General features: G+C 65.3%; 22 protein-coding genes. 15 read left to right on the top strand and 7 right to left on the bottom strand.

What is annotated here, in order from left to right; genetic code table 11:
* Positions 1-13: 13 nt before the first annotated feature.
* Positions 14-418, bottom strand: a complete 405-nt coding sequence (locus tag ASE00_RS13455) for a DUF2147 domain-containing protein (protein WP_056381025.1) — start codon at positions 416-418, stop codon at positions 14-16.
* 165 nt (positions 419-583) lie between these two features.
* Between ASE00_RS13455 and ASE00_RS13450 the strand changes: the two genes are divergently transcribed.
* From ASE00_RS13450 to ASE00_RS13440, 3 genes are read left to right on the top strand one after another with little or no spacing between them, the layout of a single operon-like run.
* Complete coding sequence (locus ASE00_RS13450) at positions 584-1720, top strand: thiolase family protein (protein ID WP_056381023.1); 1137 nt, start codon at positions 584-586, stop codon at positions 1718-1720.
* Positions 1721-1725: 5 nt separating this feature from the next.
* On the top strand, positions 1726-4032 hold the full coding sequence (locus ASE00_RS13445) for a 3-hydroxyacyl-CoA dehydrogenase/enoyl-CoA hydratase family protein (protein WP_056381021.1): 2307 nt from the start codon (positions 1726-1728) through the stop codon (positions 4030-4032).
* Between the two features lie 17 nt (positions 4033-4049).
* Positions 4050-5840 (top strand): acyl-CoA dehydrogenase C-terminal domain-containing protein, encoded by a 1791-nt coding sequence (locus ASE00_RS13440; RefSeq protein WP_056381019.1) that lies wholly within the window; start codon positions 4050-4052, stop codon positions 5838-5840.
* Positions 5841-5874: 34 nt separating this feature from the next.
* Here ASE00_RS13440 and ASE00_RS13435 read toward each other — a convergent pair whose 3' ends face one another.
* The 4 genes from ASE00_RS13435 to ASE00_RS13420 form a co-directional block, all read right to left on the bottom strand.
* Positions 5875-6330, bottom strand: a complete 456-nt coding sequence (locus tag ASE00_RS13435) for a hypothetical protein (RefSeq protein WP_056381017.1) — start codon at positions 6328-6330, stop codon at positions 5875-5877.
* A gap of 29 nt (positions 6331-6359) precedes the next feature.
* A complete protein-coding gene (locus ASE00_RS13430) occupies positions 6360-6731 on the bottom strand; it encodes a hypothetical protein (RefSeq protein ID WP_056381015.1) in 372 nt (123 codons plus the stop codon).
* 83 nt (positions 6732-6814) lie between these two features.
* A complete protein-coding gene (locus ASE00_RS13425; protein WP_056381014.1) occupies positions 6815-7366 on the bottom strand; it encodes a GbsR/MarR family transcriptional regulator in 552 nt (183 codons plus the stop codon).
* Positions 7367-7541: 175 nt separating this feature from the next.
* Positions 7542-9365: a DEAD/DEAH box helicase gene (locus tag ASE00_RS13420; protein ID WP_056381012.1), complete on the bottom strand. Its 1824-nt coding sequence runs from the start codon at positions 9363-9365 to the stop codon at positions 7542-7544.
* Positions 9366-9546: 181 nt separating this feature from the next.
* Here ASE00_RS13420 and ASE00_RS13415 point away from each other — a divergent pair, with 181 nt between their 5' ends.
* Entirely contained in the window at positions 9547-10707 is a 1161-nt protein-coding gene (locus ASE00_RS13415) for an acyltransferase family protein (RefSeq protein ID WP_082594673.1), read from the top strand.
* Here the strand turns inward: ASE00_RS13415 and ASE00_RS13410 are convergent.
* Positions 10653-11840 carry an NAD(P)/FAD-dependent oxidoreductase gene (locus ASE00_RS13410; RefSeq protein ID WP_056381007.1) on the bottom strand — a complete coding sequence of 396 codons (1188 nt, stop codon included), beginning with the start codon at positions 11838-11840 and terminating at the stop codon, positions 10653-10655. The genes ASE00_RS13415 and ASE00_RS13410 overlap by 55 nt on opposite strands.
* A 30-nt stretch (positions 11841-11870) precedes the next feature.
* On the opposite strand from ASE00_RS13410, the gene ASE00_RS13405 reads away from it, so the two are divergent.
* The 11 genes from ASE00_RS13405 to ASE00_RS13355 all read left to right on the top strand — a co-directional run bounded on the left by ASE00_RS13405 (position 11871) and on the right by ASE00_RS13355 (position 22997).
* Positions 11871-13454 carry a peptide chain release factor 3 gene (locus tag ASE00_RS13405; protein WP_056381006.1) on the top strand — a complete coding sequence of 528 codons (1584 nt, stop codon included), beginning with the start codon at positions 11871-11873 and terminating at the stop codon, positions 13452-13454.
* A gap of 275 nt (positions 13455-13729) precedes the next feature.
* Positions 13730-14656, top strand: a complete 927-nt coding sequence (locus tag ASE00_RS13400) for a L,D-transpeptidase family protein (RefSeq protein WP_414819856.1) — start codon at positions 13730-13732, stop codon at positions 14654-14656.
* 24 nt (positions 14657-14680) lie between these two features.
* Positions 14681-15268 carry a M23 family metallopeptidase gene (locus tag ASE00_RS13395; RefSeq protein ID WP_056381001.1) on the top strand — a complete coding sequence of 196 codons (588 nt, stop codon included), beginning with the start codon at positions 14681-14683 and terminating at the stop codon, positions 15266-15268.
* A 50-nt stretch (positions 15269-15318) separates the two neighbouring features.
* On the top strand, positions 15319-15948 hold the full coding sequence (locus ASE00_RS13390; protein ID WP_056381676.1) for an arylesterase: 630 nt from the start codon (positions 15319-15321) through the stop codon (positions 15946-15948).
* Positions 15949-16016: 68 nt separating this feature from the next.
* Positions 16017-16352 (top strand): STAS domain-containing protein, encoded by a 336-nt coding sequence (locus tag ASE00_RS13385; protein WP_056380998.1) that lies wholly within the window; start codon positions 16017-16019, stop codon positions 16350-16352.
* Positions 16353-16366: 14 nt separating this feature from the next.
* On the top strand, positions 16367-17332 hold the full coding sequence (locus ASE00_RS13380) for an MBL fold metallo-hydrolase (RefSeq protein ID WP_056380996.1): 966 nt from the start codon (positions 16367-16369) through the stop codon (positions 17330-17332).
* 59 nt (positions 17333-17391) lie between these two features.
* On the top strand, positions 17392-18312 hold the full coding sequence (truB, locus tag ASE00_RS13375; RefSeq protein WP_056380994.1) for a tRNA pseudouridine(55) synthase TruB: 921 nt from the start codon (positions 17392-17394) through the stop codon (positions 18310-18312).
* Entirely contained in the window at positions 18309-18578 is a 270-nt protein-coding gene (gene rpsO / locus ASE00_RS13370) for a 30S ribosomal protein S15 (protein WP_056380993.1), read from the top strand. The genes truB and rpsO overlap by 4 nt, the downstream gene beginning before the upstream one ends.
* 203 nt (positions 18579-18781) lie before the next feature.
* Positions 18782-21136, top strand: coding sequence for a polyribonucleotide nucleotidyltransferase (gene pnp, locus ASE00_RS13365; protein ID WP_056380992.1), 2355 nt, complete (start codon positions 18782-18784; stop codon positions 21134-21136).
* A 257-nt stretch (positions 21137-21393) separates the two neighbouring features.
* On the top strand, positions 21394-21891 hold the full coding sequence (locus ASE00_RS13360) for a CcdC protein domain-containing protein (protein ID WP_056380990.1): 498 nt from the start codon (positions 21394-21396) through the stop codon (positions 21889-21891).
* Between the two features lie 83 nt (positions 21892-21974).
* On the top strand, positions 21975-22997 hold the full coding sequence (locus tag ASE00_RS13355; protein ID WP_056381674.1) for a sensor histidine kinase: 1023 nt from the start codon (positions 21975-21977) through the stop codon (positions 22995-22997).
* A gap of 12 nt (positions 22998-23009) precedes the next feature.
* Here ASE00_RS13355 and ASE00_RS13350 read toward each other — a convergent pair whose 3' ends face one another.
* Entirely contained in the window at positions 23010-23606 is a 597-nt protein-coding gene (locus ASE00_RS13350; protein ID WP_056380988.1) for a thymidine kinase, read from the bottom strand.
* Positions 23607-23695 lie beyond the last annotated feature (89 nt).

Genomic DNA, 23695 nt, shown 5'->3' with positions numbered 1-23695 from the left:
TAATCCGTGCGTCTCAGCGCACGCGGGTCCAGGTCTGATTCTTGCAAAGCGGCACGAAGATGCACCCCCTGAGCTTCAGCGTGTTGGCGTCGACGGGCGTGATGCGCGCGTCATAGGTCTTGCCGTCTTCGCCATTATAAATGGTTCCGCCATTCCAGACGCCATCCTTGAAGGCGAAGCCGCCCAATATCGGCAGCCCCTTGAGCGGGCGGCCGCGCAGTTTCTCGTCCTTGTTGTTCGTGTCGCGCGCGGCCGGATTGGCGTTGATCGCATCCGAACTCAGGAGTTTTCCGCATAGCGAGCTGCCACAACGTGTGATCTCTACTATGCCGTTGCGGGTTTCGGTCTTCCATCGGCCAACGACGGCATCGGGGCTCGCGGTCGCTGCCATTGCCAGGGCCATCAGCATGATGCTCATCGCCTTACATCCTCCTGTCAGCCGCCCGATGCTGCGCCCGGGTCGTGCTCTTCCATGCAGCATCGATTGCACAATTTTTGGTTGACGTATAGGGTAATCTTCCTACCTTTAAGGAAATTGGTCGCGGCTGTTGCATAAAGGTCGCGTCGAAGGAGACGGAACCCCATGCCGAACGCCGTTATCGCGGGCTATGCGCGCTCGCCCTTCCACCTCGCGGGCAAGGGAGAGCTGGCCCGCGTCCGCCCCGATGATCTCGCCGCACAGGTGATTCGCGGGCTGATCGACAGGAGTGGCGTCAAGGTCGAGGATATCGAGGACATCATTCTCGGCTGCGCCTTTCCCGAGGGCGAACAGGGTTTGAACGTCGCAAGGCTGATCGGGTTGCTTGCCGATCTTCCGCTCAAGGTCGGCGGGATGACCGTGAACCGTTTCTGCGGCTCGTCGATGAGCTCGGTGCACATCGCCGCCGGTCAGATCGCGATCGGCGCGGGCGATGTGTTCATCTGCGCGGGCGTCGAGAGCATGAGCCGGGTGCCGATGATGGGCTACAACCCGCTGCCCAGCCCCGAACTCGCGAAGAAGCGTCCCGGCGCCTATATCGGCATGGGCGACACCGCCGAGAATGTCGCCACTCAGTTTCAGGTCGGCCGCGCCGCGCAGGAGGCCTTCGCGGTCGAGAGCCAGAAGAAGGCGGCGGCGGCGCGCGATGGCGGCAAGCTCAAGGACGAGATCGTCCCTATCAAGACCAGGAAGGGCGTCGTCGAGGTGGACGGCGTGCTGCGCCCCGATACCACCGCCGAGGGACTTGCCGCGCTCAAGCCAGCCTTCGATGCCAACGGCTCGGTGACGGCGGGAACGTCCTCGCCGCTGACCGATGGCGCGGCCGCCGTGCTGGTGACCAGCGAGGATTACGCAGAGGCCAACGGCCTGACCATCCTGGCGCGTATCAAGAGCGTCGCCGTTTCGGGCTGCGAGCCCGAGATCATGGGCGTCGGGCCGGTCTCGGCGACCCGCAAGGCGCTCGAACGCGCGGGTCTCGCGGTCGGCGACCTCCACGTCGTCGAGCTCAACGAGGCCTTCGCCAGCCAGGCGCTGGCGTGCAGCACCGAACTGGGTCTCAAGCCCGAGACGATCAACCTCGACGGTGGCGCGATCGCGATCGGCCATCCGCTCGGTGCGACCGGGGCGCGGATCGTCGGCAAGGCGGCGTCGCTGCTCAAGCGTGAGGGCGGCAAATATGCGCTCGCCACCCAGTGCATCGGCGGCGGTCAGGGCATCGCCACCATCCTCGAGGCGGTGTGACGGCCATGGATGCGATCAAACAAGTCTGCGTCATCGGCGCGGGCACGATGGGTGCGGGGATCGCCGCGCAGGCCGCCAATGCTGGCGTGCCCGTGCTGCTGCTCGACATCGTCCCCAAGGACGGCGCCAACCGTAACGCGATCGCCGAGGGCGCGGTTGCGAAGATGCTCAAGGCCGATCCCGCCCCCTTCATGTCGAAGGCGGCGGCGAAGCTGATCGAGACCGGCAATATCGAAGACGACCTCGCCAAGGTCGCCGACTGCGACTGGATCGTCGAGGCGGTGATCGAGCGGCTCGACATCAAGCAGAGCCTCTATGCGAAGCTGGAGGAGGTGCGCAAAGCCGGTACGGCGGTCTCCTCGAACACCTCGACCATCCCGCTCGGCAAGCTGATCGAGGGCCGGTCCGACGCATTCGCCGCCGATTTCCTGATCACCCATTTCTTCAATCCGCCGCGCTATATGCGGCTGCTCGAAATCGTCACCGGGCCGAAGACCAGCCAGGACACCGCCGCGAAGGTTGCCGATTTCGCAGACCGCGCGATGGGCAAGACGATCGTGCGGACCAACGACACGCCGGGCTTCATCGCCAACCGCATCGGCACCTATTGGCTGCAGGTCGCGGTCAACGCCGCAATGGACCTGGGGCTCACTGTCGAGCAGGCCGACGCGATCGGCGGCAAGCCGATGGGCGTTCCCAAGACCGGCATCTTCGGGCTGATCGATCTGGTCGGCATCGACCTGATGCCGCTGCTCCAAAAGAGCCTGACCGCGACCCTACCCGAAGGCGACGCTTATTTCGCGACGGTCCGGCCGATGCCGCTGATCGATAGGATGATCGCCGACGGCTATACCGGGCGCAAGGGGAAGGGCGGCTTCTACCGGATCAACCGCGAGGCGGGGAAGCGCAAGGAAAGCCTCGATCTCGCCACCGGCGATTATCGCCCGACGCTCAAGGCAGATGCGCCGCGCGCAAAGCTCGATCAGCTGATTGCGCTGCCCGGCAAGACCGGTGACTTCGCCTGGGCGGTGCTAGGCCAGACGCTCGCCTATGCCGCGAACCTCGTCGGCACGATCGCCGACGACATCGTCGCGATCGATGACGCGATGAAGCTCGGCTATAACTGGAAATATGGCCCCTTCGAACTGATCGACCAGATCGGCGCGGCGGCTTTTGCGAAGCGGCTCGCCGACGAGGGCAGGCCGGCTCCCGCGATCCTGACCACGCTGGGCGACCGCAGTTTCTACCGGATCGAAGGTGGCAAACGCCAATATCTCGGCCTCGACGGCGACTATCATGACATCGTCCGCCCCGATGGCGTGCTGCTGCTCGAAGATATCAAGCGCACCGCCAAGCCGATCATGAAGAACGGGTCGGCGGCGCTGTGGGATATCGGTGACGGCGTCGCCTGTCTCGAGTTCACTTCGAAGATGAACGCGCTCGACGGCGAGACGCTCAAGCTGCTCGGTCAGGCGACCGAGCATGTCGCGCAATCGATGAAGGCGCTGGTCGTCTATAACGAAGGCAGCAACTTCTCGGCGGGCGCCAATCTGGGGCTCGCGCTCTTCGCGGTGAATATCGCCGCCTGGGGCGAGATCGAGAAGCTCGTCGCGGGCGGGCAGCAGGCATACAAGGCGCTGAAATATGCGCCCTTTCCGGTGGTCGCCGCGCCCGCCGGCCTCGCGCTCGGCGGCGGCTGTGAGATCGTGATGCATGCCGATGCGGTCCAGGCGCATGCCGAAACCTATATCGGGCTGGTCGAATGCGGTGTCGGCCTCGTTCCGGGCTGGGGCGGCTGCGGCGAATATATCGATCGCTGGGTGAAATCGGGCCTGCTGCCGCGCGGGCCGATGCCCGCTGTCGCCAAGGCGTTCGAAACCATCTCCACCGCGACCGTCGCCAAGTCGGCGGCTGAAGCGAAAGAGCTGCAATTCCTGCGCAAGGACGATGGAATCACGATGAACCGCGACCGCCTCCTCGCCGACGCCAAGTCGCGCGCGCTGGCATTGGTCGACGGCTATGCGCCGCCCAACCCGCCCGAGTTCCGCCTGCCCGGCGAAAGCGGCCGGGTCGGCCTCGCCATGGCGGCGGAGGGCTTCCGCAAGCGCGGCCTCGCCACCGATTATGACATGGTCGTCTCCGATGCGCTGGCGACGGTGCTGACCGGTGGTGACGCCGATCTGATCGACGTGGTGAGCGAACAGGCGCTGCTCGACCTCGAACGCGCGGCCTTCGTTAAGCTGATCCGCGACCCGCGCACCCAAGCCCGGATCGAGACGATGCTCGAAACCGGCAAACCGCTGAGAAACTGAGCGTCAGGAGCAAGACGATGCAAGTCTATGAGGCCCCGCTGCGCGACATGCGCTTCCTCGTCCACGAACTGTTCCGGGATGATGGCTTCGGCACCTTCCCGGCGCATGAGGAATTCACCCCCGACCTGATCGACGCGGTGATCGAGGAGGCGGCCAAGCTCGCCCAGGACGTGCTGCTGCCGCTTAACGCCAGCGGCGATGTCGAGGGCTGCACCTGGGAAAATGGGGTGGTCCGCACCCCGGCGGGGTTTAAGGAAGCCTATGCCCAATTCCGCGACGGCGGCTGGTGCGCGCTCGCCAGCGATCCGAAATGGGGCGGGCAGGGTCTGCCCGAGACGGTCAACAAGCTGGTCGAGGAGATGATCAGCTCGGCGAATCTCAGCTTCGGTCTTTATCCTGGCCTGACCCATGGCGGCGCAACCGCACTCAAGGCGCATGCCAGCCCCGATCTTCAGGAACGCTTCCTGCCCAAGATGGTGTCGGGCCAATGGTCTGGCACGATGTGCCTGACCGAGCCGCATTGCGGCACCGATCTTGGCCTGCTGCGCACCAAGGCGGTGCCGCAGGCGGACGGCAGCTACAAGATCACCGGCAACAAGATCTTCATCTCGGCGGGCGACCATGACCTGACCGAGAACATCATCCATCTCGTCCTCGCTCGCCTGCCCGACGCGCCCAAGGGGGTGAAGGGGATCAGCCTCTTCGTCGTCCCCAAATATCTGCCGAAGGAAGATGGTTCGGTCGGTCCGTCCAACGGCGTGCTGTGCACGGGCATCGAGCACAAGATGGGGCTCAAGGCCTCCGCGACCTGCCAGATGAGCTTCGACGATTCGACCGGCTGGCTGGTCGGCGAGCCCAATGACGGCCTCAACGCGATGTTCACGATGATGAACACCGAGCGCGTCTCGGTCGGCGTCCAGGGCCTCGGCGTCGCCACCGCTGCTTATCAAAGCGCGGTCGCCTATGCGAAGGACCGCATCCAGGGCCGCGCCCTGTCTGGCCCCAAGCGGCCCGATCTAGCCGCCGATCCGATCATCGTCCACCCCGACGTCCGCCGGATGCTGATGACGATGCGCGCCTATAGCGAGGGGTGCCGTGCGCTCAGCATGTGGGTCGCCCGCGCGCTCGATGCCGAACGCCATTCGGAAGATCCCGAGATCCGCCGGCGCGCCGAGGACATGACCGCGCTGATGACTCCGGTGGTGAAGGCGCTGCTTACCGACCTCGGCCATGAGGCGGCGCAGATCGCGGTCCAGGTCTATGGCGGCCATGGCTACATCCGCGAACATGGCGTCGAGCAATATGCCCGCGATGCCCGCATCGCGATGATCTACGAGGGCACCAACGGCGTCCAGGCGCTCGACCTTGTCGGCCGCAAGCTGCCCGCCTATGGCGGCCGCTATCTGCGCGCCTTCTTCCACCCGGTGTCGGAGTTCATCGAGCAGCACAAGGCGGTGCCGGGGATGGAGAAGATGATCGAAGCGCTCGAAAAGGCGTTCGGCGCGCTCCAGCTCTCGACCGCAACCATCGCCCAGAAAGGCATGGCCGATCCGGAGGAAGCGGGCGCCGCCTCGTCCGATTATCTCCGCCTGCTCGGCCTCGTCGCGATCGCCTATCTGTTCGCGAGATCGGCCAAGATCGCAGGCATGAAGAAGATGATGGGCCAGGACCCCGACGGCTTCTACGCCGCCAAGCTGGTCACCGTCCGCTTCTTCTACGAACGCCTGCTCCCCCAAGTCGCGACCCTGTTCACCGCGATCAAGGCGGGCAAGGCCTCGATGATGGACCTGCCCGAAGAGGCTTTTTAGTCTTTGAAGCCGCCGGGGCCTCGCCCCGGCGGCTTCAATTTTGCCGGGCCCAAGGGGAAATAAAAATATCCTCGTCGACCCAGTCGATCCAGTGACGACATAATGTTGCACATATCACCGACGTGACTGTCAGGGCGAAAGCTACCGGGATATAGTTCCTGCTGAGCGAGGCGATGGCGAGGCCCATGATCAGGCCGGAAATCGTCCAGACCCATTTTTGCCTGAACCATGCGACGCGATCGGCGAGGCGGCTGAGCACGAAGCTACCACTCAATATCCCTGGCAGAGAGACTATGGCACCGCCGGGCACGGACAGCACGACAAGCTGCATCATCGGATAAAGTTGATCCAATGCCGCAATCGTGACGGGGATAGGGTGGGGGATCAGCGCATAGAGCGTAGCAAGGCCCCACATCAGCAGGAAGATCGGACCAGCGGAAAACAGGGCGGCCTGCACACCCTTGCTTAGTGATCCAGTCCTTATCTTCATGGCTATATGCCCCTTCTGATCACCAGATATCAGGCTTGGACAGCGGCCTGATCGGCGAGCCAGCCGTTCACCTTCCGGCCGAAATGTGCGATCGCCCCCATGTTGAAGAAGTGCATGCCGCCCAACATGATCACCGCGAGGCCAACCTTGCCGCTCAGGAAGCGGATGGCATCGGCATAGGTGCGTGGTTCGGCGCCAAGGCTCAGCGTCAGCGTGATGAAGCCGATATTGACGAGGTAGAAGCCCACCACCAGCAAATGGTTGGTGGACCGCGCCAGTTCGGCGTCCTGACCGAAGCACTGGGTGAGGAATACCTCGCCATTGTGGGACAATGTGCGCGCCACCCAGACGGTGATCGCGATCGTGATTAGCAGATACAGGGCATAAGCGGTCTCGACCATCTTTCTATCCTTTCATTCGGTAATTTCTGTAAAAAGAGAAATTATGGCACACAAATTAACCACAGATGGGCTGGGAGGCCCGATCAATGAGAGGTGTTGTTCTTTCCGGTCGGTATGAAGCGGGCGACCTTGCCGCCTAACTTCATCAGGGTGATGAGGGTCGACTTGGGCAGTTTGCGGATCTGATCGTACCAGTCACCCAGCGTTGAGATGAACTCATGCATCCGAGTGATCCGTTGGCGGATATGCGCCGGGGCGGCGTTGTCCTTCGCGAGCCGATCGGCAAGTTCGGCGAGGAGGGCGATCGTCGGGTCGATCTCACGCCGCTTGCGCTCGGCGGCGATACGCAGCAGCACCTCCCAAAGGTCGTCCTCGGCGATGAAATGATCGCGCCGGTCGCCTTCGATATGAACGCGTTTGACGATCCCGTAACTCTGAAGTTCCTTCAGCCCGTTCGATACGTTGGATCGTGCCAAAGTCAGCTCATCGACGATCTCGTCGGCGGCGAGCGGGCGGCTCGAAAGATAGAGCAGGCCGTGGATTTGGGAGACCGAACGGTTCACGCCCCATTGGGTACCCATTTCTCCCCAGTGGAGAATGAACGCCTTGGCGTCCGGGTTGTCCATTAATGGCATGTCCGTCCTTTCTGTAAAAACAGAAATAACAGACGGAAAGGTTCATGACAAGCGCCGATTTGAGTCGGCACCTGCCGCACGGCGCTCGAAGCGGGCAAGGCTTCGATGATCGGCCCGCCCGAAAAGGCTTTTTGACGCTTTCTACCCTTTCTCCTGAAGGGAGAGGGGCTTTGCTTCAGCTCGGCTTGCGTCCGCCGCCCTTGAACGGCTTAGCGCCATAGCGCTTCGGACCGCCTGGGCCGCCTGGGCCGCCTGGGCCACGGCCGGGACCGCCCGGACCGCGTGGCCCGCGCGGCGGACCATCCGGACGGCCGGGGCCGCGCGGCGAGAGTTGTGCGCGCGGCGGCGGGCCGCGGCGGTCGCGGAGCTGGGCGGGGGGCGGGGCCGGGGCGTCGCCGGCGGGTTCGATCACCACGCCGTCCTCTTCGCCTTCGGTGCGCTTCAGCGCATCGAGGAACTTGGCGGCGACGGCGCGCGGCACTTCGAAGCGGGTCTCGGTCTGGAAGATGCGGATCGCGCCGATCTCGCGCTTGGTGATGTGGCCGCGGCGGCACAGCAGCGGCAGCAGCCAGCGGGCATCGGCATTGGCCTGCCGCCCGACATTCATCCGGAACCACACCGTGTCCTCGAAGCCGGGACGTGGCCCCTGATCGCGATTGGCCTGCTGTTCACGGTCGCCGCGCGCCATAGGCGAGGCGTCGATCAGGTCTTCGGGCGCGGGCAGGCTCTGGCGCTGGGTGCGGACGAAGGCGGCGGCGATCTCCTCGGCGCTGCGGGTTTCCAGCAGTTTGCGGGCGACTTCCAGATCCTCTTCGCTCACCTCGCCGACGCTCAGGCTCTCGACCAGCCGTTCCTGGTCGCGCGCATAGATGTCGTCGGGGCTGGGCACATTTTCCCAGGTCGCGTTGACGTTTGCGGCGCGCAGCAGCCGCTCGGCGTGGCGGCGGCGCTGATAGGGGGTGATGAGGACGCAGGTGCCCTTCTTGCCGGCGCGGCCAGTGCGGCCCGAGCGGTGCTGGAGGACTTCGGGGCCGACCGGCAGCTCGGCATGGATGACCAGCTCGAGGCCGGGCAGATCGATGCCGCGCGCCGCGACGTCGGTCGCCACGCAGACCCGCGCGCGGCGGTCGCGCAGCGCCTGCAGCGCGTGGTTGCGCTCGTTCTGGCTCAGCTCGCCCGACAGCGTCACCGCCGCGAAGCCGCGCTCGGTGAGCGTCGCCGACAGACGGCGGACATTCTCGCGCGTCGCGCAGAACACCATTGCGCCCTTGGCTTCATGGAACCGCAGGACATTGACCACGGCATGCTGGATGTCGGCGGGGGCGACCGCCATTGCGCGATAGTCGATATCGGCATGCGCCTCGCGCGCGCTGGTCGTCTCGATCCGCAGCGCGTCGCGCTGATAGCGCTTGGCGAGCATCGCGATCGGCTTGGGCATCGTCGCCGAGAAGAGCAGCGTGCGGCGCTCGGGCGGGGTGAGATCGAGGATTTCCTCGAGATCTTCGCGGAAGCCGAGGTCGAGCATCTCGTCGGCCTCGTCGAGGATCACCGCGCGCAGCGATCCGGGCTGGAGGTTCCCGCGCTCGAGATGGTCTTTCAGCCGGCCCGGCGTGCCGACGACGATGTGGCAGCCATAGGACAGCGCGCGCTGCTCGACGCGGACGTTCATGCCGCCGACGCAGCTCGCGACGCGCGCGCCGAGCTTGGCGTAGAGCCATTGCAACTCGCGCTGCACCTGCAACGCCAGCTCGCGGGTGGGCGCGATGATCAGAGCCAGAGGCTCGCCCGGACGGGGCAGCGTCTCCGAACCCTGCAGGAGCGTGTCGGCGATGGCAAGGCCATAGGCGACGGTCTTGCCCGAGCCGGTCTGCGCCGAGACGAGCAGGTCGCGGTCATGCGCCTCGGCGGCGATCACCTGGGCCTGGACCGGGGTTGGGGTCTCGTAACCACGCTCGGCGATTGCCTCGGCGACCGGCCGCGGCAAGGAGGAAAAGGGCATCTGATATCCGATAGCAAAGGGGGCCGGCGCCTCTCTGCGCGCGGCTATGTCGGCGCTCCCTATAGGCACCGTCGCCGGAAATTGCCAGTCCGGGATGGGCCGTGGCGGCTTCGGGGCGGAATAAGCTGCGGGCGGGTGCGTAAAGCTCCTCATGATGCCAGTTGGGAAGAAGATGAGTCGCATGCTTCCTCCCGACGCGCAGGTACGGCACATGGCCGATCCGCCGGCGCCCCCGGTGTCGAAGGCGATCGGGCTCGCCCGGCTGATCTGCATCCTCGGCATAGTCTATGTCCACGCCTGGACCGGCCTTGGCGGCGACGAGATGGCGGCGCAGATGGGATCGGCGCAGGACGTGCTGCGCTGGACCGTGGTCGATCTGTTCGGGCGCGGCGCGGTGCCCCTGCTCAGCCTGGTGTCGGGCTGGCTGGTTGCCGGATCGCTGGCTAAGCGCGGATCGGGCGACTTCCTGCGCAGCAAGGCACGAACCGTGCTGCTGCCGATGGTCATGTGGAACGCGATCGCGATCGTTCTCGTGGTCGGCGCGGGCGCGGTCGGCTGGGTGCGCGCGCCTCTGTTCGGCGATGCCATCTGGATGGCCGACAATCTGCTCAACCTGACGCGGGCAGGCGACATCAACGTCCAGACCGCCTTTCTGCGCGACCTGTTCCTGTGCATGCTCGCGGCGCCGCTGCTGGTGCGTCTGCGCACCGGCTGGCTGGTCGCCATCGCTGCGCTGGCGGTGATCTGGTGGGTCAGCCTGTGGCAATTCCCGCTGCTGCTGCGTCCCTCGATCCTCGCATTCTTCGTCGGCGGCATCCTCGCGCGCCGCCACGGTCTCGCCGAGCGCTCCGCGCTGGTGAAGCCTTGGCAGGCGGCCTTGCCCTTCCTGTTGATAGTGCCGGTGAAGATATGGCTGTCGGTTGAAAATGGCGGGGCCGCCGGCTTCCATCTCCATGCGACAGCGGCGGTCGATCTGCTGATGCGGACCGCGGCGGCGCTGCTGGTCTGGCGCGTGGCGAATGCACTTGCGGCGCGCCCCGCCGCCGTGCGTTTGCTGCGGCTGGAACGCTACGCCTTCTTCCTGTTCTGTTCGCACCTGCTGTTCATGTGGCTGGTTGCGCCGAAGATCGGGCTGGCGACGGGAACGATGGGCGGCATCCTTTGGCCCGCCTTCTTCCTGCTCCAGCCGCTGCTCGCGCTGGGCTTCGCGATTCTGCTCGCCCGGCTTGTCGACGCGGCGTCGCCGAAACTGGCCGATCTGCTCAGCGGCGGCCGGCTCGGCCGGGGTCAGACGGCTTCGCCCGCCGCCCTGCCGCTCGCCCAGGCCCATTGGAAATTATAGCCGCCGAGCCAGCCGGTCACGTCGACTGCCTCGCCGATGAAATGCAGTCCCGGAACCCGCTTCGCCATAAGGGAGCGTTGGTCGAGCCCATCGGTCGCTACTCCGCCGATCGTCACCTCGGCCTTGGCGAAGCCCTCCGATCCATTGGGGGTAAAGGCCCAGCCGTTGAGCCGCGCCCCCGCCGCCGCCAGCACCGCGTCCTTGTGCGTTACCAGCGGACCCGACAGGCCCAACCGGTCGGCCAGTACATCGGCGAGCCGGTCGGGAAAACGTTCGCGCAAGATCGTGCGCGGCTCGGCGTTGGGCCGGGCGCGCTTGGCGTCGGTCAGCAACGGCCGCGCGTCGGTGCCGGGCAGCAGGTCGATCGACAGGCTGTCGCCATGCCGCCAATAGCTGCTGATCTGTAGGATCGCCGGGCCCGACAACCCGCGATGGGTGAACAGCGCCGCCTCGCGGAAGCGCGCCTTGCCGATGCTGGCGACGACGTCGAGCGACACGCCCGACAGACTCTCGAACAACCGGTCGTCCTGGCCCAGCGTCAGCGGCACCAGTGCCGGGCGCGGCTCGACAACCTTGAGGCCGAACTGGCGCGCGATGTCATAGGCGAAGCCGGTCGCGCCCATCTTGGGGATCGACGGCCCGCCTGTCGCGATCACCAGCGACGCCGCCTCGACCGTCCCCGCCGGGGTCTCGACCGCGAACCGGTCATCGGCCCTGCTGATGCCGGCGATGCGGGTGAGCAGCCGGGTCTCGACCCCGCCCTTGGCGCATTCCTCCTCCAGCATCGCGACGATCTGCTTGGCCGATCCGTCGCAGAAGAGCTGGCCCAGCGTCTTCTCGTGCCAGGCGATGCCATGGCTATCGACGAGCGCGATGAAGTCGGCCGGCGTATATCGGCCCAGCGCCGACTTGGCGAAATGCGGGTTGGCTGACAGATAGCGTTCGGCCAGCCCGCCCTCGACATTGGTGAAATTGCAGCGCCCCCCGCCCGAAATCAGGATCTTCGCGCCCGCGCGGTCGAGATGATCGAGCAGTAGAACGCGCCGCCCCCGCTGCCCGGCGGTCAAGGCGCACATCAGCCCGGCGGCGCCCGCGCCGATGATGATCACGTCGTAGGGAGATGGTGACGGCATGGATCATCGCTGCTATCCGCCGCGGCCATCATGGACAAGCAGAACCGCCCCGACCGTCGCACCTTCGCGATCATCTCGCATCCGGACGCCGGCAAGACCACGCTGACCGAGAAGCTGCTTTATTTCGGCGGTGCGATTCATCTCGCCGGTGAGGTCAAGGCGCGCGGCCAGACGCGGCGCGCCCGATCCGACTGGATGAAGATCGAGCAACAGCGCGGTATCTCGGTCACCTCGTCGGTAATGACCTTCGAGCGCGGCGGGATCACCTTCAACCTGCTCGACACACCGGGCCACGAGGATTTCTCGGAAGACACCTATCGCACCCTGACCGCGGTCGATTCGGCGGTGATGGTGATCGACGCCGCCAAGGGTATCGAGCCGCAGACCCGCAAGCTGTTCGAGGTCTGCCGCCTGCGGTCGGTGCCGATCATCACCTTCATCAACAAGGTCGATCGCGAGGGCCGCCCGCCCTTCGAACTGCTCGACGAGATCGCCGATGCCCTCGCGCTCGACGTGTCGCCGATGAGCTGGCCTGCCGGCATGGGCGGCACCTTCGAAGGGATTTACGATCTCGCCCGCGACCGGCTCTACCGCCCCGCCGCCGATGCGACCGGCGCCTATGAGGGTGATTCTGTCGCCGTGGCCGGGCTCGGTGATTCGCAGCTTGATGATATCCTGCCCGCCGACGCGCTGGGCCAGTTGCGTGAGGAGGCCGAACTCGCGCAAATCGGCTATGTGCCCTTCGACGAGACCGCCTATCGCAACGGCGATCTCACCCCGGTCTATTTCGGTTCGGCGCTCAAGGATTTCGGCGTCGAGCAGCTGATCGACGCGCTCGCCGATTTCGCGCCCAGCCCGCGCGCCCAGCCGGGCGAGCCGCGCGATGTCGATCCGGGCGAGCCCAATGTCGCCGGATTCATCTTCAAGGTGCAGGCAAACATGAACCCGCAGCATCGCGACCGGGTCGCCTTCATGCGGCTCTGCTCGGGCAAGTTCAAACGCGGCATGAAGCTGGCGCAGGTCGGCACCGGCAAGACCATCGCGGTGCACAGCCCGATCCTGTTCTTCGCGCAGAATCGCGAGCTGGCCGAAGAGGCATTTCCCGGCGACATCATCGGCATCCCCAACCATGGCACACTGCGGGTCGGCGATACGCTGACCGAGGGCGAGATGATCCGCTTCACCGGCCTCCCCAATTTCGCGCCCGAAATCCTGCGCCGGGTGAAGCTCGCCGATCCGACCAAGACCAAGCAGCTGCGCAACGCGCTCAACGACATGGCGGAAGAGGGGATCATGCAGGTCTTCCACCCGCAGATCGGATCGCAGCTGGTGATCGGCGTTGTCGGCCAGCTCCAGCTGGACGTGCTGATCTCGCGCCTCCAGGCCGAATATAAGGTCGAGGCGAGTTTCGAGCCCTCGCCTTATGACACTGCGCGTTGGGTAACGTCAGACGACGAGAAGGCGCTCGACGAATTCATGGGTCTGCATCGTTCCGCCATGGCGGCCGACCGTGACGATGCGCCGGTGTTTATGGCCAAGGACGCTTGGGAACTGAGCTATATCCAGGGCAAGTTCCCGAAGCTGCATTTCTCGGCCACGAAGGACCGGCGCTGATCGAATGCGACGGGCGACGACCGACGCGATGTCCTGGCCGGCGATGGTGCTGGCGGCCTCGGTCTTCCTCGCCACGCTCGCGCTGTTCGGCGGCTTGGCGCAGCGGACCTGACCGCCGCCATTCCAGCGGACGCTGGGATCTCGGAATGATCGGTAGAGTGCGCACGGAAAGAATTCGAAATGCGGACGTTCTCCCCTCGTTACGACGAAAGGAGTGTTGTGTGCGTCTGCTCAAAGCCCTGATTCTGGCCAGTGCCGTCCTGCCCGCGATGGCAATGGCCGCGCCGCCGGATCCCCGTATTCTCAGCGCACAGGTGATATTCGATCGACTTGGCTTCGGCCCCGGCGTGATCGATGGCGCGAAAGGCGCGAGCTTCACCAAGGCACTTAGGGGCTATCAGGAGGCCAAAGGCCTGTCGGTCACAGGCCAGCTCGATGCTGCGACGGTTAAGAGCTTCGCGCCCTATCGCGCAATGCCGACGGTGATCAACATCAAGCTCAACGATCAGATCCTCGAAGGGCCCTTTGTCGGCCCGCTTCCCGAGAAGGAAAGCGACCAGGCGAAAATGAAGTCGCTCGGCTATGCCGACGCCGCCGAGAAGATCGCCGAGCGCTACCACACCACCAAGGCCACGCTCATCGCGCTCAACAAGCCCGGAGCCAAGCTCACGTCCGGCGCCATCATCAAAGTCCCCAATGTCATTCCACCCAAGCAGGACTTCGCCGACAGCCTGTCCCCCGCTTGGCGCAAGACGCTCTGGACGCTCAACGTCGGGTCGGATCAGCCCGCGGGCGCCAAGGTCGTCGTCGACAAGTCGGACGGGGTGCTGCGCGTCCTCGACGGCGCGGGCAAGCTGGTCGCGCAATTTCCGGCGACGATGGGCAGCGGCCATGATCCGCTGCCGATCGGCGACTGGAAGATCCAGGGTGCGGCCTACAATCCGCCCTTCCACTATAATCCCGAGCTGTTCTGGGACGCCGACAGCAAGGACCAGAAGGCGCTGCTGCCGCCGGGGCCGAATGGGCCGGTCGGCGTCGTCTGGCTCGATCTCGACAAGAAGCATTACGGCATCCATGGCACGCCGCACCCCGAGAATATCGGCCGCACCGAAAGCCATGGCTGCATCCGCCTGACGAACTGGGATGCGGCGCGGCTGGCGACGATGGTCAAGCCGGGCACGCCAGCCACGTTTCAGGAATAATGAGGGCCGAATGAGGAGAGGGCGATGATCCGCAAGATTGCGATCGTGCTGCTGCTGGCCGTGGTGGGCTATGTGGCCTGGGTCGTCGCGCTCAACCTGCCGGGCAACAAGACCCCGTCGTCGTCGCCGCCCGCGCCGAAGATGGCCGCTGGTCCAGCTAAGACGATCGAGATCGTGCGCTCCGGCCCGCTCGTCATCCCCGTAACCGGAGTCGCCGCGAGTCAGCTCGCCGACACCTTCGACGATGCGCGCGGCGAGGGGCGCGTCCACGACGCAATCGACATCATGGCCCCGCGCGGCACGCCCGTGATCGCAGCCGCGACAGGCACGGTCGAGAAATTGTTCGACAGCAAGCTCGGCGGTAAAACCATCTATATCCGCCGCGATGGTGGCCAGTGGGTCGACTATTATGCCCATCTCGACACCTATTCCCCTGGCCTCGCCGAAGGGCAGAAGGTGCCGCAGGGCCATATGATCGGCACTGTGGGCTCGACCGGCGATGCCAGTCCCGAAGCTCCGCACCTCCATTATGCGATCAACGCGATGGCACCGGGCGAACGCTGGTATCAGGGCAAGGCGATCAACCCCTATCCGCTGCTGACCCAGAAATGACCCGCGTCGCCGGGGGTGACATCCCGGGCAGCCGTGCCAATATCCGGACCATGACCCTTCTCCGCACCGCCTTCGCCTTTTTCGCCCTCCTCGTCCTTCCCGCCGCTGCCCAGGCCGCCGACAAGCTCGTCCTCGCCTTCGGTGACAGCCTGACCGCGGGCTATCGCCTGCCGCCCGGCCAGGGCTTCGTCCCGCAGCTGGAGGCCGCACTGCGCAAGGCCGGGATAGCCGCGCGGGTGCACAATGCCGGCGTCTCTGGCGATACCACCGCGCAGGGCAAGGCGCGGCTCGCCTGGGTGCTTGCCTCGCTCAAGCAGAAGCCCGACGTCGTCATCGTCGAGCTCGGCGCGAACGACATGCTGCGCGGGCTCGATCCGGGACGGGCGGAGGCGAACCTCGACGCGATCCTCGCCGAACTTTCGAAGCGCCGGATCAAGGTGTTGCTGGCGGGCATGGTCGCCGCGCCCAATCTCGGGCCGGACTATGCCCGGCGGTTCAATCCGATCTATGCCCGGCTCGCCGCAAAATATCGCGCGACCCTCTATCCCTTCTTCCTCGACGGCATCGTCGGCGACCGCTCGTTGCACATCGGCGATGCGATCCATCCCAATGCAAAGGGGGTTTCCGTAATCGTCAAAGGCATAGCGCCTCCGCTAAGGAAGCTGCTGACAGGCCAGTAATTAGTCCCGTTGCAGAGGGCAGGGAGACGCCCTAAGCTCGTTACGGGACGGAGCGGGGGAGGGCTTCGATGATATGGGCGGCGTCTTCTTCGACGCGAGGACCGGTGGGGCGGCCGGCGGGCGACATTGACGATGACGCGCGCGACGCCTTTCTGGGCCATCTGCGCGAAGGCGTTTCGGCCGCCGCGGCGGGACCGGGCGATTATATCGTCGATCTGTCCGGCGTTGAGCATATCTCGGCGGGCGCATTGATGGCGTTGACGATCGCCCGCAAGGAAGCGATCACCCGTGACGTGAAGATCGTCCTGGCGCGGCCCAATCCGGCCATCCGCGAGGTGCTGGAGATCAGCCGCTATCAGCTGATCTTCGACATTGTCGACGATCTTGACACCGACGGCGGCTGAGGGGGCTGGACTGGATGCTGGTGCGTTTCTGGGGAACGAGGGGATCCTTGCCGGTCGCTCCCCGCGCGCGCGCCATCGAGGACAAGCTTGTCAACGCGCTGCTTCGCGCATCGGGCCGCAGCTTCGCGGACGATGCGGCGGCCCGCGCCTTCGTTAATCAGGAACTCAGCTTTGGCGAGGGCCATAGCTATGGCGGCGCCACCACCTGCCTCGAGCTCGAAGGCGCCGACGACAGCTTTTTCATCCTCGACATGGGATCAGGCCTGCGCGAGCTGGGCAACGATGCCTTCCGCCGGATCGCGCAGCAGGGCCGCTCGCGCACCTATAATTTCTTCATGTCCCATCTGCACTGGGACCATATCATGGGCTTCCCCTTCTTCGGGCCGGCCTTCGATCCCAATGCGCATATCGTGATCCATTCGGGCCATGCCGACTGCGAAGCGGCGCTGCGCCGCCAGCAGGAGGAGATCAGCTTCCCGGTCGCGTTCGACTGGCTGCGCGCGAAGATCGAGTTCAAGGTGCTGAAGCCCGGCGAGACCCATCATGTCGACGGCATCGATGTGGAGCTGATGCCGCAGGATCACAGCCACGTCTCCTATGCCTGGAAATTTCGCAAGGGCGGCAAGACGCTGGTCTTTTCGACCGACGCCGAGCACCGCATGGAGGATGTCGCCGACAAGGAGGCGTTCGAGAGCTTCTTCCACCAGGCGGACGTCGTCATCTGCGACACGATGTATTCGCTGGCCGAGAGCATCACGCTGAAGGCCGATTGGGGCCATTCGAGCAACGTCATGGCGGTAAACCTCTGCCATGGCGCGGGCGCGAAGAAGCTGGTGCTGTTCCACCATGAACCGACCAGCAGCGACGCCGACATCGACAACCTCTTTGCCGAGACGGTCCGCTACGAAGCGCTCAACCGCAAGGATCGCACCCCGCTCGAGATCGTCTGCTCCTACGACAGCCTGGAGCTGGAGGTCTGATCTCCTAAGATTGGCTGCCGCTCGACACGACCGGGCGGCGGCGGCTACAGCCCCGCGCCATGCATGGTTGGATCATCATCGACAAACCAGTCGGCCCGGGCTCGACCCAGATCGTCTCGGCGGTCAAGCGCGCGCTGCGCACCGGTGGTTACGGCAAGTACAAGGTCGGCCATGGCGGAACGCTCGATCCGCTGGCGTCGGGGGTGCTGCCGGTCGCGCTGGGCGAAGCGACCAAGCTCAGCGGGCGGATGCTCGATGCCGACAAGGCCTATGATTTCACCATCGGCTTCGGCGTGCAGACCGACACGCTCGATGCCGAGGGCAAGGCGGTGGCGACCTCGGACATTCGTCCGACCCGTGCCGCGACCGGTGCGGTGCTGGCGGACTTCACCGGCCCGATCGATCAGGTGCCCCCCGCTTATTCCGCGCTGAAGATCGACGGCGAGCGCGCCTATGACCGTGCCCGCGCCGGCGAGGATTTTGAGATGAAGACGCGGGCGGTGACGGTGCACCGGCTCGACATCGTCGAGGGGCTGCCGATCGGCGAGGGCGATGAACTGGCCGAGATCACGCTGTCCTGTTCGGTGTCGAAGGGCACATATATAAGGAGTCTCGCCCGCGACATCGCCCGGGCGCTAGGCAGCGTCGGCCATGTGACGATGCTCCGCCGCACCAAGGCCGGTCCCTTCACCCTCGATGCCGCGATTTCGCTGGACAAACTGGAGGAACTCGCTAAGGCCCGGCGGCTTGAAACGGCGCTATTGCCGTTGACGGCGGGGCTGGACGACATCCCGGCTCTCTCCGTCACCCCCGATCAGGCACGGGCGCTCCGCCAGGGACGCAGGCTGACCGGGATCGCCGCATCCGCCGGCCTGAACCTTGCGATGGAGGGCGAAACCCCCGTTGCGCTGGTCGAGGCTGACAACCGCGAGGTCTGGGTGGTGCGGGGCTTTAACCTGATGTCGAAGGAAGACGAATGACCGTTACCGCAGAGCGCAAGAGCGCGATCATTGCCGACAACGCCCGCGCCAGCGGCGACACCGGCAGCCCCGAGGTCCAGGTCGCGATCCTCACCGAGCGCATCACCAACCTGACCGAGCACTTCAAGACCCATGCGAAGGACAATCACTCGCGCCGTGGTCTGCTGATGCTGGTCAACAAGCGCCGCAGCCTTCTCGACTATCTCAAGAAGAAGGACGCGGAGCGCTACACCGCACTCATCGCAAAGCTCGGCCTGCGCAAGTAAGCCAAGTTTCTGAACGGCCCCGCCAAAACGGGGCCGTTCGCACTTTCCGGCCAGATGCAATCCGGCATCGGGCAGGACGGCGGGCACAAGATCCCGTCACGGCAGGCCGAAAGACGGCCTGCCCCACGCGATGGTGAAGGGCACGGAGCCCGCCATCCGCATAGGCCCCGGCCGCATAGGGCGTCCGGAGACAAGGAACACAGATGTTCGATACGAAGAAAGTAGAAGTCCAGTGGGGCGGCCAGACCCTCACGCTGGAAACGGGCCGCGTTGCCCGTCAGGCCGACGGCGCGGTGCTCGCGACCCTCGGTGAGACCGTCGTCCTCTGCGCCGTCACGGCGGCGCGCAGCGTCAAGGAAGGGCAGGACTTCTTCCCGCTGACCGTCCATTATCAGGAGAAGTATTTTTCGTCGGGCCGCATTCCCGGCGGCTTCTTCAAGCGTGAGCGTGGCGCGACCGAGAAGGAGACGCTGGTCTCCCGCCTGATCGACCGCCCGATCCGCCCGCTCTTCCCCGAAGGCTTCTACAACGAGATCAACGTCATCGCTCAGGTGCTGAGCTATGACGGCGAGAACGAGCCCGACATCCTGGCGATGATCGCCGCATCGGCCGCGCTAACCATCTCGGGCGTCCCCTTCATGGGCCCGATCGGCGCTGCCCGCGTCGGCTACAAGGATGGCGAATATCAGCTGAACCCGACCGACGGCCAGGTTGCCGAAGGCGAGCTCGACCTCGTCGTCGCCGCCACCCATGACGCGGTGATGATGGTCGAATCCGAAGCCAAGGAGCTGTCGGAAGAGGTCATGCTTGGCGCCGTCCTCTTCGCGCACAAGGCGTGCAAGGACGTCATCAAGGCGATCATCAAGCTCGCCGAGAAGGCCGCCAAGGATCCGTGGGAAATGGCCCCGCAGGCCGACCTGTCCGCCGCCAAGACCAAGCTCAAGAAGCTGATCGGCAAGGATATCGAGGCTGCCTACAAGCTGACCGACAAGTCGGCCCGCTCGGGCGCGCTGAACGAAGCCCGCGCCAAGGCGAAGGCGGCGTTCGCCGACGCCGCCCCGCAGGACCAGATGGCCGCCAGCAAGCTCGTCAAGAAGCTCGAGGCCGAAATCGTCCGCACCGCGATCCTCAAGGATGGCCGCCGCATCGACGGCCGCGACACGAAGACGGTCCGTCCGATCGTCGCCGAGGCGCATTTCCTGCCGCGCGCGCACGGTTCGGCGCTGTTCACCCGCGGCGAGACGCAGAGCATCTCGACCTGCACCTTGGGCACCAAGGAAAGCGAGCAGATGATCGATGGCCTCACCGGCCTGCGCTACGAGCATTTCATGCTGCACTACAACTTCCCGCCCTATTCGGTCGGTGAAGTCGGCCGCTTCGGCGCGCCGGGCCGCCGCGAAGTCGGCCATGGCAAGCTGGCATGGCGCGCGCTGCACGCGGTGCTGCCGAGCAAGGAAGAGTTCCCCTACACCATCCGTCTGACCTCGGACATCACCGAGTCGAACGGTTCGTCGTCGATGGCGACGGTGTGCGGCGGCAGCCTCGCGATGATGGACGCCGGCGTGCCGATCAAGCGTCCGGTCTCGGGCATCGCCATGGGCCTGATCCTCGAAGGCAAGGATTTCGCGGTGATCAGCGACATCCTCGGCGACGAGGATCATCTTGGCGACATGGACTTCAAGGTGGCGGGCACGTCCGAAGGCATCACCACGATGCAGATGGACATCAAGATCGCCGGCATCACCGAGGAGATCTTCACGACCGCGCTGCACCAGGCCAAGGAAGGCCGTGCGCACATCCTCGGCGAGATGGCCAAGGCCCTCGATTCGACCCGGACCGAGCTCTCGGCGCACGCGCCGCGCATCGAATCCATGTCGGTTCCGAAGGACAAGATCCGCGACATCATCGGCACTGGCGGCAAGATCATCCGTGAGATCGTCGCCACCACCGGTGCGAAGGTCGACATCGACGATGACGGCACCGTCAAGATCTCGTCGTCCGACCCCGCGCAGATCGAAGCCGCGAAGAACTGGATCATCGGCATCGTCGCCGAACCGGAAGTCGGCAAGGTCTATGTCGGCAAGGTCGTCAACCTGGTCGATTTCGGCGCCTTCGTGAACTTCATGGGCGGCAAGGACGGTCTCGTCCACGTCTCGGAGATCAAGAACGAGCGCGTCGAGAAGGTCGCCGATGCCCTGACCGAAGGCCAGGAGGTCAAGGTCAAGGTGCTCGAGATCGACCAGCGCGGCAAGGTCCGCCTGTCGATGCGCGTCGTCGATCAGGAGACCGGCGAGGAACTGCCCGACACCCGCCCGCCGCGTGAACCGCGCGAAGGCGGCGACCGTGGACCGCGCGGCGATCGTGGCGATCGCGGCCGTGGCCCGCGCCGTGACGGCGATCGCGGCCCGCGCCGTGACGGCGGCGATCGTGGTCCCCGCGGCGAAGGGCGCGGTGATCGGGGCGATCGCGGCCCGCGCCGCGAGCGTTCGGAAGGTGGCAATGATGACGGCCCCGCGCCCGATTTCGCGCCGGCCTTCCTGACCCGCGACGACGACTGATCCTTTCAGTCCCGGACAAGAAAGAAGGGGGGCAGCGATGCTCTCCTTTTTTTGTTCACCCGTTTCTCACACACCGTCACCCCGGGCCCGACCCGGGGTCCCGCTTCATTCCCCTTTTCTTCGGCTGTGTGGCTTGGGTGAGGAAACAGCGGGACCCCGGGTCAGGCCCGGGGTGACGAAAAGGGAGATGCGGGATCGGCCGCAACTCCTCCCGCGTGGCATTTCGTTTTATCCGTCCGCCGCCTAAGGCTCGCCACATGCAGCAACATGACTGGCCCTATTACGCCTTTGCCGGCGCCTGCTTCGCACTGGCGATCGCGATCCGTATCCGCCAGTTCGGCCGGACCCAGCGGCTGCGCCTCGGCACCTTGTGGATCGTTCCCGCGATCTTCCTCATGCTCGCCGCCACGATCTTCACCGCCTTCCCGCCATCGGGTCTCGGATGGCTGTGGATCGGACTGGGGCTGATCGCGGGCAGCGCGGTCGGCTGGCAGCGCGGTCGTCTGGTGGAGATCAGCGTCGATTCCGAAACGGGCCGCCTCAACCAGCGCAGTTCGCCCGCTGCATTGCTCTTCATCGGCGTGCTGATCGCGATACGCTGGGTACTCCTCTATCTTGTCGAACTGAGCGACGCCCGCTGGCATCTCGGCGCAATGTTGGTGAGCGGCATTTTCATCGCCTTCGCGGCCGGCGTGCTAAGCGCCTATCGTGCCGAAATCTTCCTGCGCGGACGCCGGTTGTCACGGCGGCCTTAACTCCGTCTGTTGATGGTATTTCTACGCATATTGCCGCTTTCTGGCCGAAACGGTTAAATAGCCGCAACCGGTTGGGGGACAATGTGACGAGCCGTTGGGCGCAACTGCTGGAGCGGGTTCCGCTCGGCCGGGACCGGCCGTTGCTGGCCTATGGCTGCACGCTTCTCATTTGCGGGATCGCTTTCGTCGTCCGGCTGCTGGCGGCGCCGGTGCTTCCGTCGGGCTTCCCCTTCGTCTGCTTCTTTCCCGCGGTCATCCTGTCGACATTCCTGTTCGGCCCTCGTCCGGGGACGATGGCGGCGATGCTATGCGGACTGGTCGCCTGGTATTGCTTCATCCCGCCTTTCTTCGCGCTCAAGATGTCGGGCGGAATCATGTTCGCGCTCGGCTTCTATGCCGTCGTCGTCATCATAGACATATTGCTGGTCGACTGGATGCAGCGCACCACCCGCCGCCTCGCCGAGGAACGCGGCCGCAGCGAACGCCTCGCCGAACGTGGCGAATTGCTGTTCCGCGAACTTCAGCATCGCGTGTCGAACAACCTGCAGGTGATCGGCGGCCTTCTGGCGCTCCAGATGCGGGGCGTCACCGACCAGGCCGCCCGGCTCGCGCTCGACGACGCGGCGCGGCGTCTGGCGCTGATCGGCCGGATCCATCGCCAACTGTACAGCCCGCATGGCGAGCAATTGCATCTCGCCGCTTTTCTTACGGAACTGGGAGGCGATCTCATCGATGCCAGCGGCAAGACGGGCGTGGACTATCGCGTCGAGGCGCCCGAGGATATCGGCCTCGCTCCCGAGGCTGCGGTGCCGATGGCGCTGATCATCGCCGAAGCGGTCACCAACGCGATCGAGCATGGCCTCGCCGATCGCGACAAGGGTGAGATCCTGATCGAGGTGTGGCAGCGCAAGGACGGTTCGCTCGATATCGACGTCAGCGACGACGGCGCGGGCCTGCCGCCCGGCTTCGACCTCGCCATGACCGACAGCCTCGGCCTGCGTCTTGCCCAGATGCTCGCCAGGCAACTGCGCGGCAGCTTCATCCTGAGCGGCGGCCAGCGCACGGTCGCGCGGCTTCGCCTGCCCGGGGTCCAGAGCTCGTCCTGACGATAACGGCGCTCAGCTATGCGCGCCGTGTTTCCAGCCCATCTGCTCCGCATAATGACGGCGGCAGAGCGCGACATAGCGTTCGTTGCCGCCCACCTCGATCTGCGCGCCTTCCTTGACCGCGAAGCCTTCCGCATCGACGCGCAGATTCATCGTCGCCTTGCGGCCGCAGGCGCAGACCGCCTTCAGTTCGATCAGATTGTCGGCGATCGCCAGCAGCGCTTCGCTGCCGGGAAAGAGCTGGGCGCGGAAGTCGGTGCGCAGGCCGTAAGCCAGCACCGGAATGTCGAGCTCGTCGCACACCGCCGCCAGCTGGAACACCTGCGCGCGCGTCAGCCATTGCGCCTCGTCGACCAGCACGCAGTCGATCGGCGCTTCGGCCTGCTCGATGCCGACTTCCTCGAACAGGTCGGTCTCGGTATCGATCGCGTTGGCATGGCTGGCGAGGCCGATGCGCGAGGTGATCTTGCCCGGCTCGAAACGGTCGTCGAATGCGGCGGTGAACAACAAGGTGCGCATGCCCCGCTCGCGATAGTTGAAATCGGCCTGGAGCAGGGTGGTCGATTTGCCCGCGTTCATCGCCGCATAATAGAAATAGAGCTTCGCCATCGCCGCCTACCCTAGCGAGCGGCGCGTGGCCGACAAAGTGCACGATACGATCAAAGCCACCCCCACCATGACGCGATTCGGACGCTACA

Source organism: Sphingomonas sp. Root710, assembly GCF_001429065.1.
Lineage (GTDB): Bacteria > Pseudomonadota > Alphaproteobacteria > Sphingomonadales > Sphingomonadaceae > Rhizorhabdus.
The sequence above is the reverse complement of the archived record's forward strand: the minus strand, read 5'-3'. Positions and strand labels throughout refer to the sequence as shown.

What these genes read in the sequence shown, in the direction of transcription:
- ASE00_RS13455 (WP_056381025.1), bottom strand. Translation starts at nt 418, where the DNA reads ATGAGCATCATGCTGATGGCCCTGGCAATGGCAGCGACCGCGAGCCCC.
- ASE00_RS13450 (WP_056381023.1), top strand. Translation starts at nt 584, where the DNA reads ATGCCGAACGCCGTTATCGCGGGCTATGCGCGCTCGCCCTTCCACCTC.
- ASE00_RS13445 (WP_056381021.1), top strand. Translation starts at nt 1,726, where the DNA reads ATGGATGCGATCAAACAAGTCTGCGTCATCGGCGCGGGCACGATGGGT.
- ASE00_RS13440 (WP_056381019.1), top strand. Translation starts at nt 4,050, where the DNA reads ATGCAAGTCTATGAGGCCCCGCTGCGCGACATGCGCTTCCTCGTCCAC.
- ASE00_RS13435 (WP_056381017.1), bottom strand. Translation starts at nt 6,330, where the DNA reads ATGAAGATAAGGACTGGATCACTAAGCAAGGGTGTGCAGGCCGCCCTG.
- ASE00_RS13430 (WP_056381015.1), bottom strand. Translation starts at nt 6,731, where the DNA reads ATGGTCGAGACCGCTTATGCCCTGTATCTGCTAATCACGATCGCGATC.
- ASE00_RS13425 (WP_056381014.1), bottom strand. Translation starts at nt 7,366, where the DNA reads ATGCCATTAATGGACAACCCGGACGCCAAGGCGTTCATTCTCCACTGG.
- ASE00_RS13420 (WP_056381012.1), bottom strand. Translation starts at nt 9,365, where the DNA reads ATGCCCTTTTCCTCCTTGCCGCGGCCGGTCGCCGAGGCAATCGCCGAG.
- ASE00_RS13415 (WP_082594673.1), top strand. Translation starts at nt 9,547, where the DNA reads ATGCTTCCTCCCGACGCGCAGGTACGGCACATGGCCGATCCGCCGGCG.
- ASE00_RS13410 (WP_056381007.1), bottom strand. Translation starts at nt 11,840, where the DNA reads ATGCCGTCACCATCTCCCTACGACGTGATCATCATCGGCGCGGGCGCC.
- ASE00_RS13405 (WP_056381006.1), top strand. Translation starts at nt 11,871, where the DNA reads ATGGACAAGCAGAACCGCCCCGACCGTCGCACCTTCGCGATCATCTCG.
- ASE00_RS13400 (WP_414819856.1), top strand. Translation starts at nt 13,730, where the DNA reads ATGGCCGCGCCGCCGGATCCCCGTATTCTCAGCGCACAGGTGATATTC.
- ASE00_RS13395 (WP_056381001.1), top strand. Translation starts at nt 14,681, where the DNA reads ATGATCCGCAAGATTGCGATCGTGCTGCTGCTGGCCGTGGTGGGCTAT.
- ASE00_RS13390 (WP_056381676.1), top strand. Translation starts at nt 15,319, where the DNA reads ATGACCCTTCTCCGCACCGCCTTCGCCTTTTTCGCCCTCCTCGTCCTT.
- ASE00_RS13385 (WP_056380998.1), top strand. Translation starts at nt 16,017, where the DNA reads ATGATATGGGCGGCGTCTTCTTCGACGCGAGGACCGGTGGGGCGGCCG.
- ASE00_RS13380 (WP_056380996.1), top strand. Translation starts at nt 16,367, where the DNA reads ATGCTGGTGCGTTTCTGGGGAACGAGGGGATCCTTGCCGGTCGCTCCC.
- truB (WP_056380994.1), top strand. Translation starts at nt 17,392, where the DNA reads ATGCATGGTTGGATCATCATCGACAAACCAGTCGGCCCGGGCTCGACC.
- rpsO (WP_056380993.1), top strand. Translation starts at nt 18,309, where the DNA reads ATGACCGTTACCGCAGAGCGCAAGAGCGCGATCATTGCCGACAACGCC.
- pnp (WP_056380992.1), top strand. Translation starts at nt 18,782, where the DNA reads ATGTTCGATACGAAGAAAGTAGAAGTCCAGTGGGGCGGCCAGACCCTC.
- ASE00_RS13360 (WP_056380990.1), top strand. Translation starts at nt 21,394, where the DNA reads ATGCAGCAACATGACTGGCCCTATTACGCCTTTGCCGGCGCCTGCTTC.
- ASE00_RS13350 (WP_056380988.1), bottom strand. Translation starts at nt 23,606, where the DNA reads ATGGCGAAGCTCTATTTCTATTATGCGGCGATGAACGCGGGCAAATCG.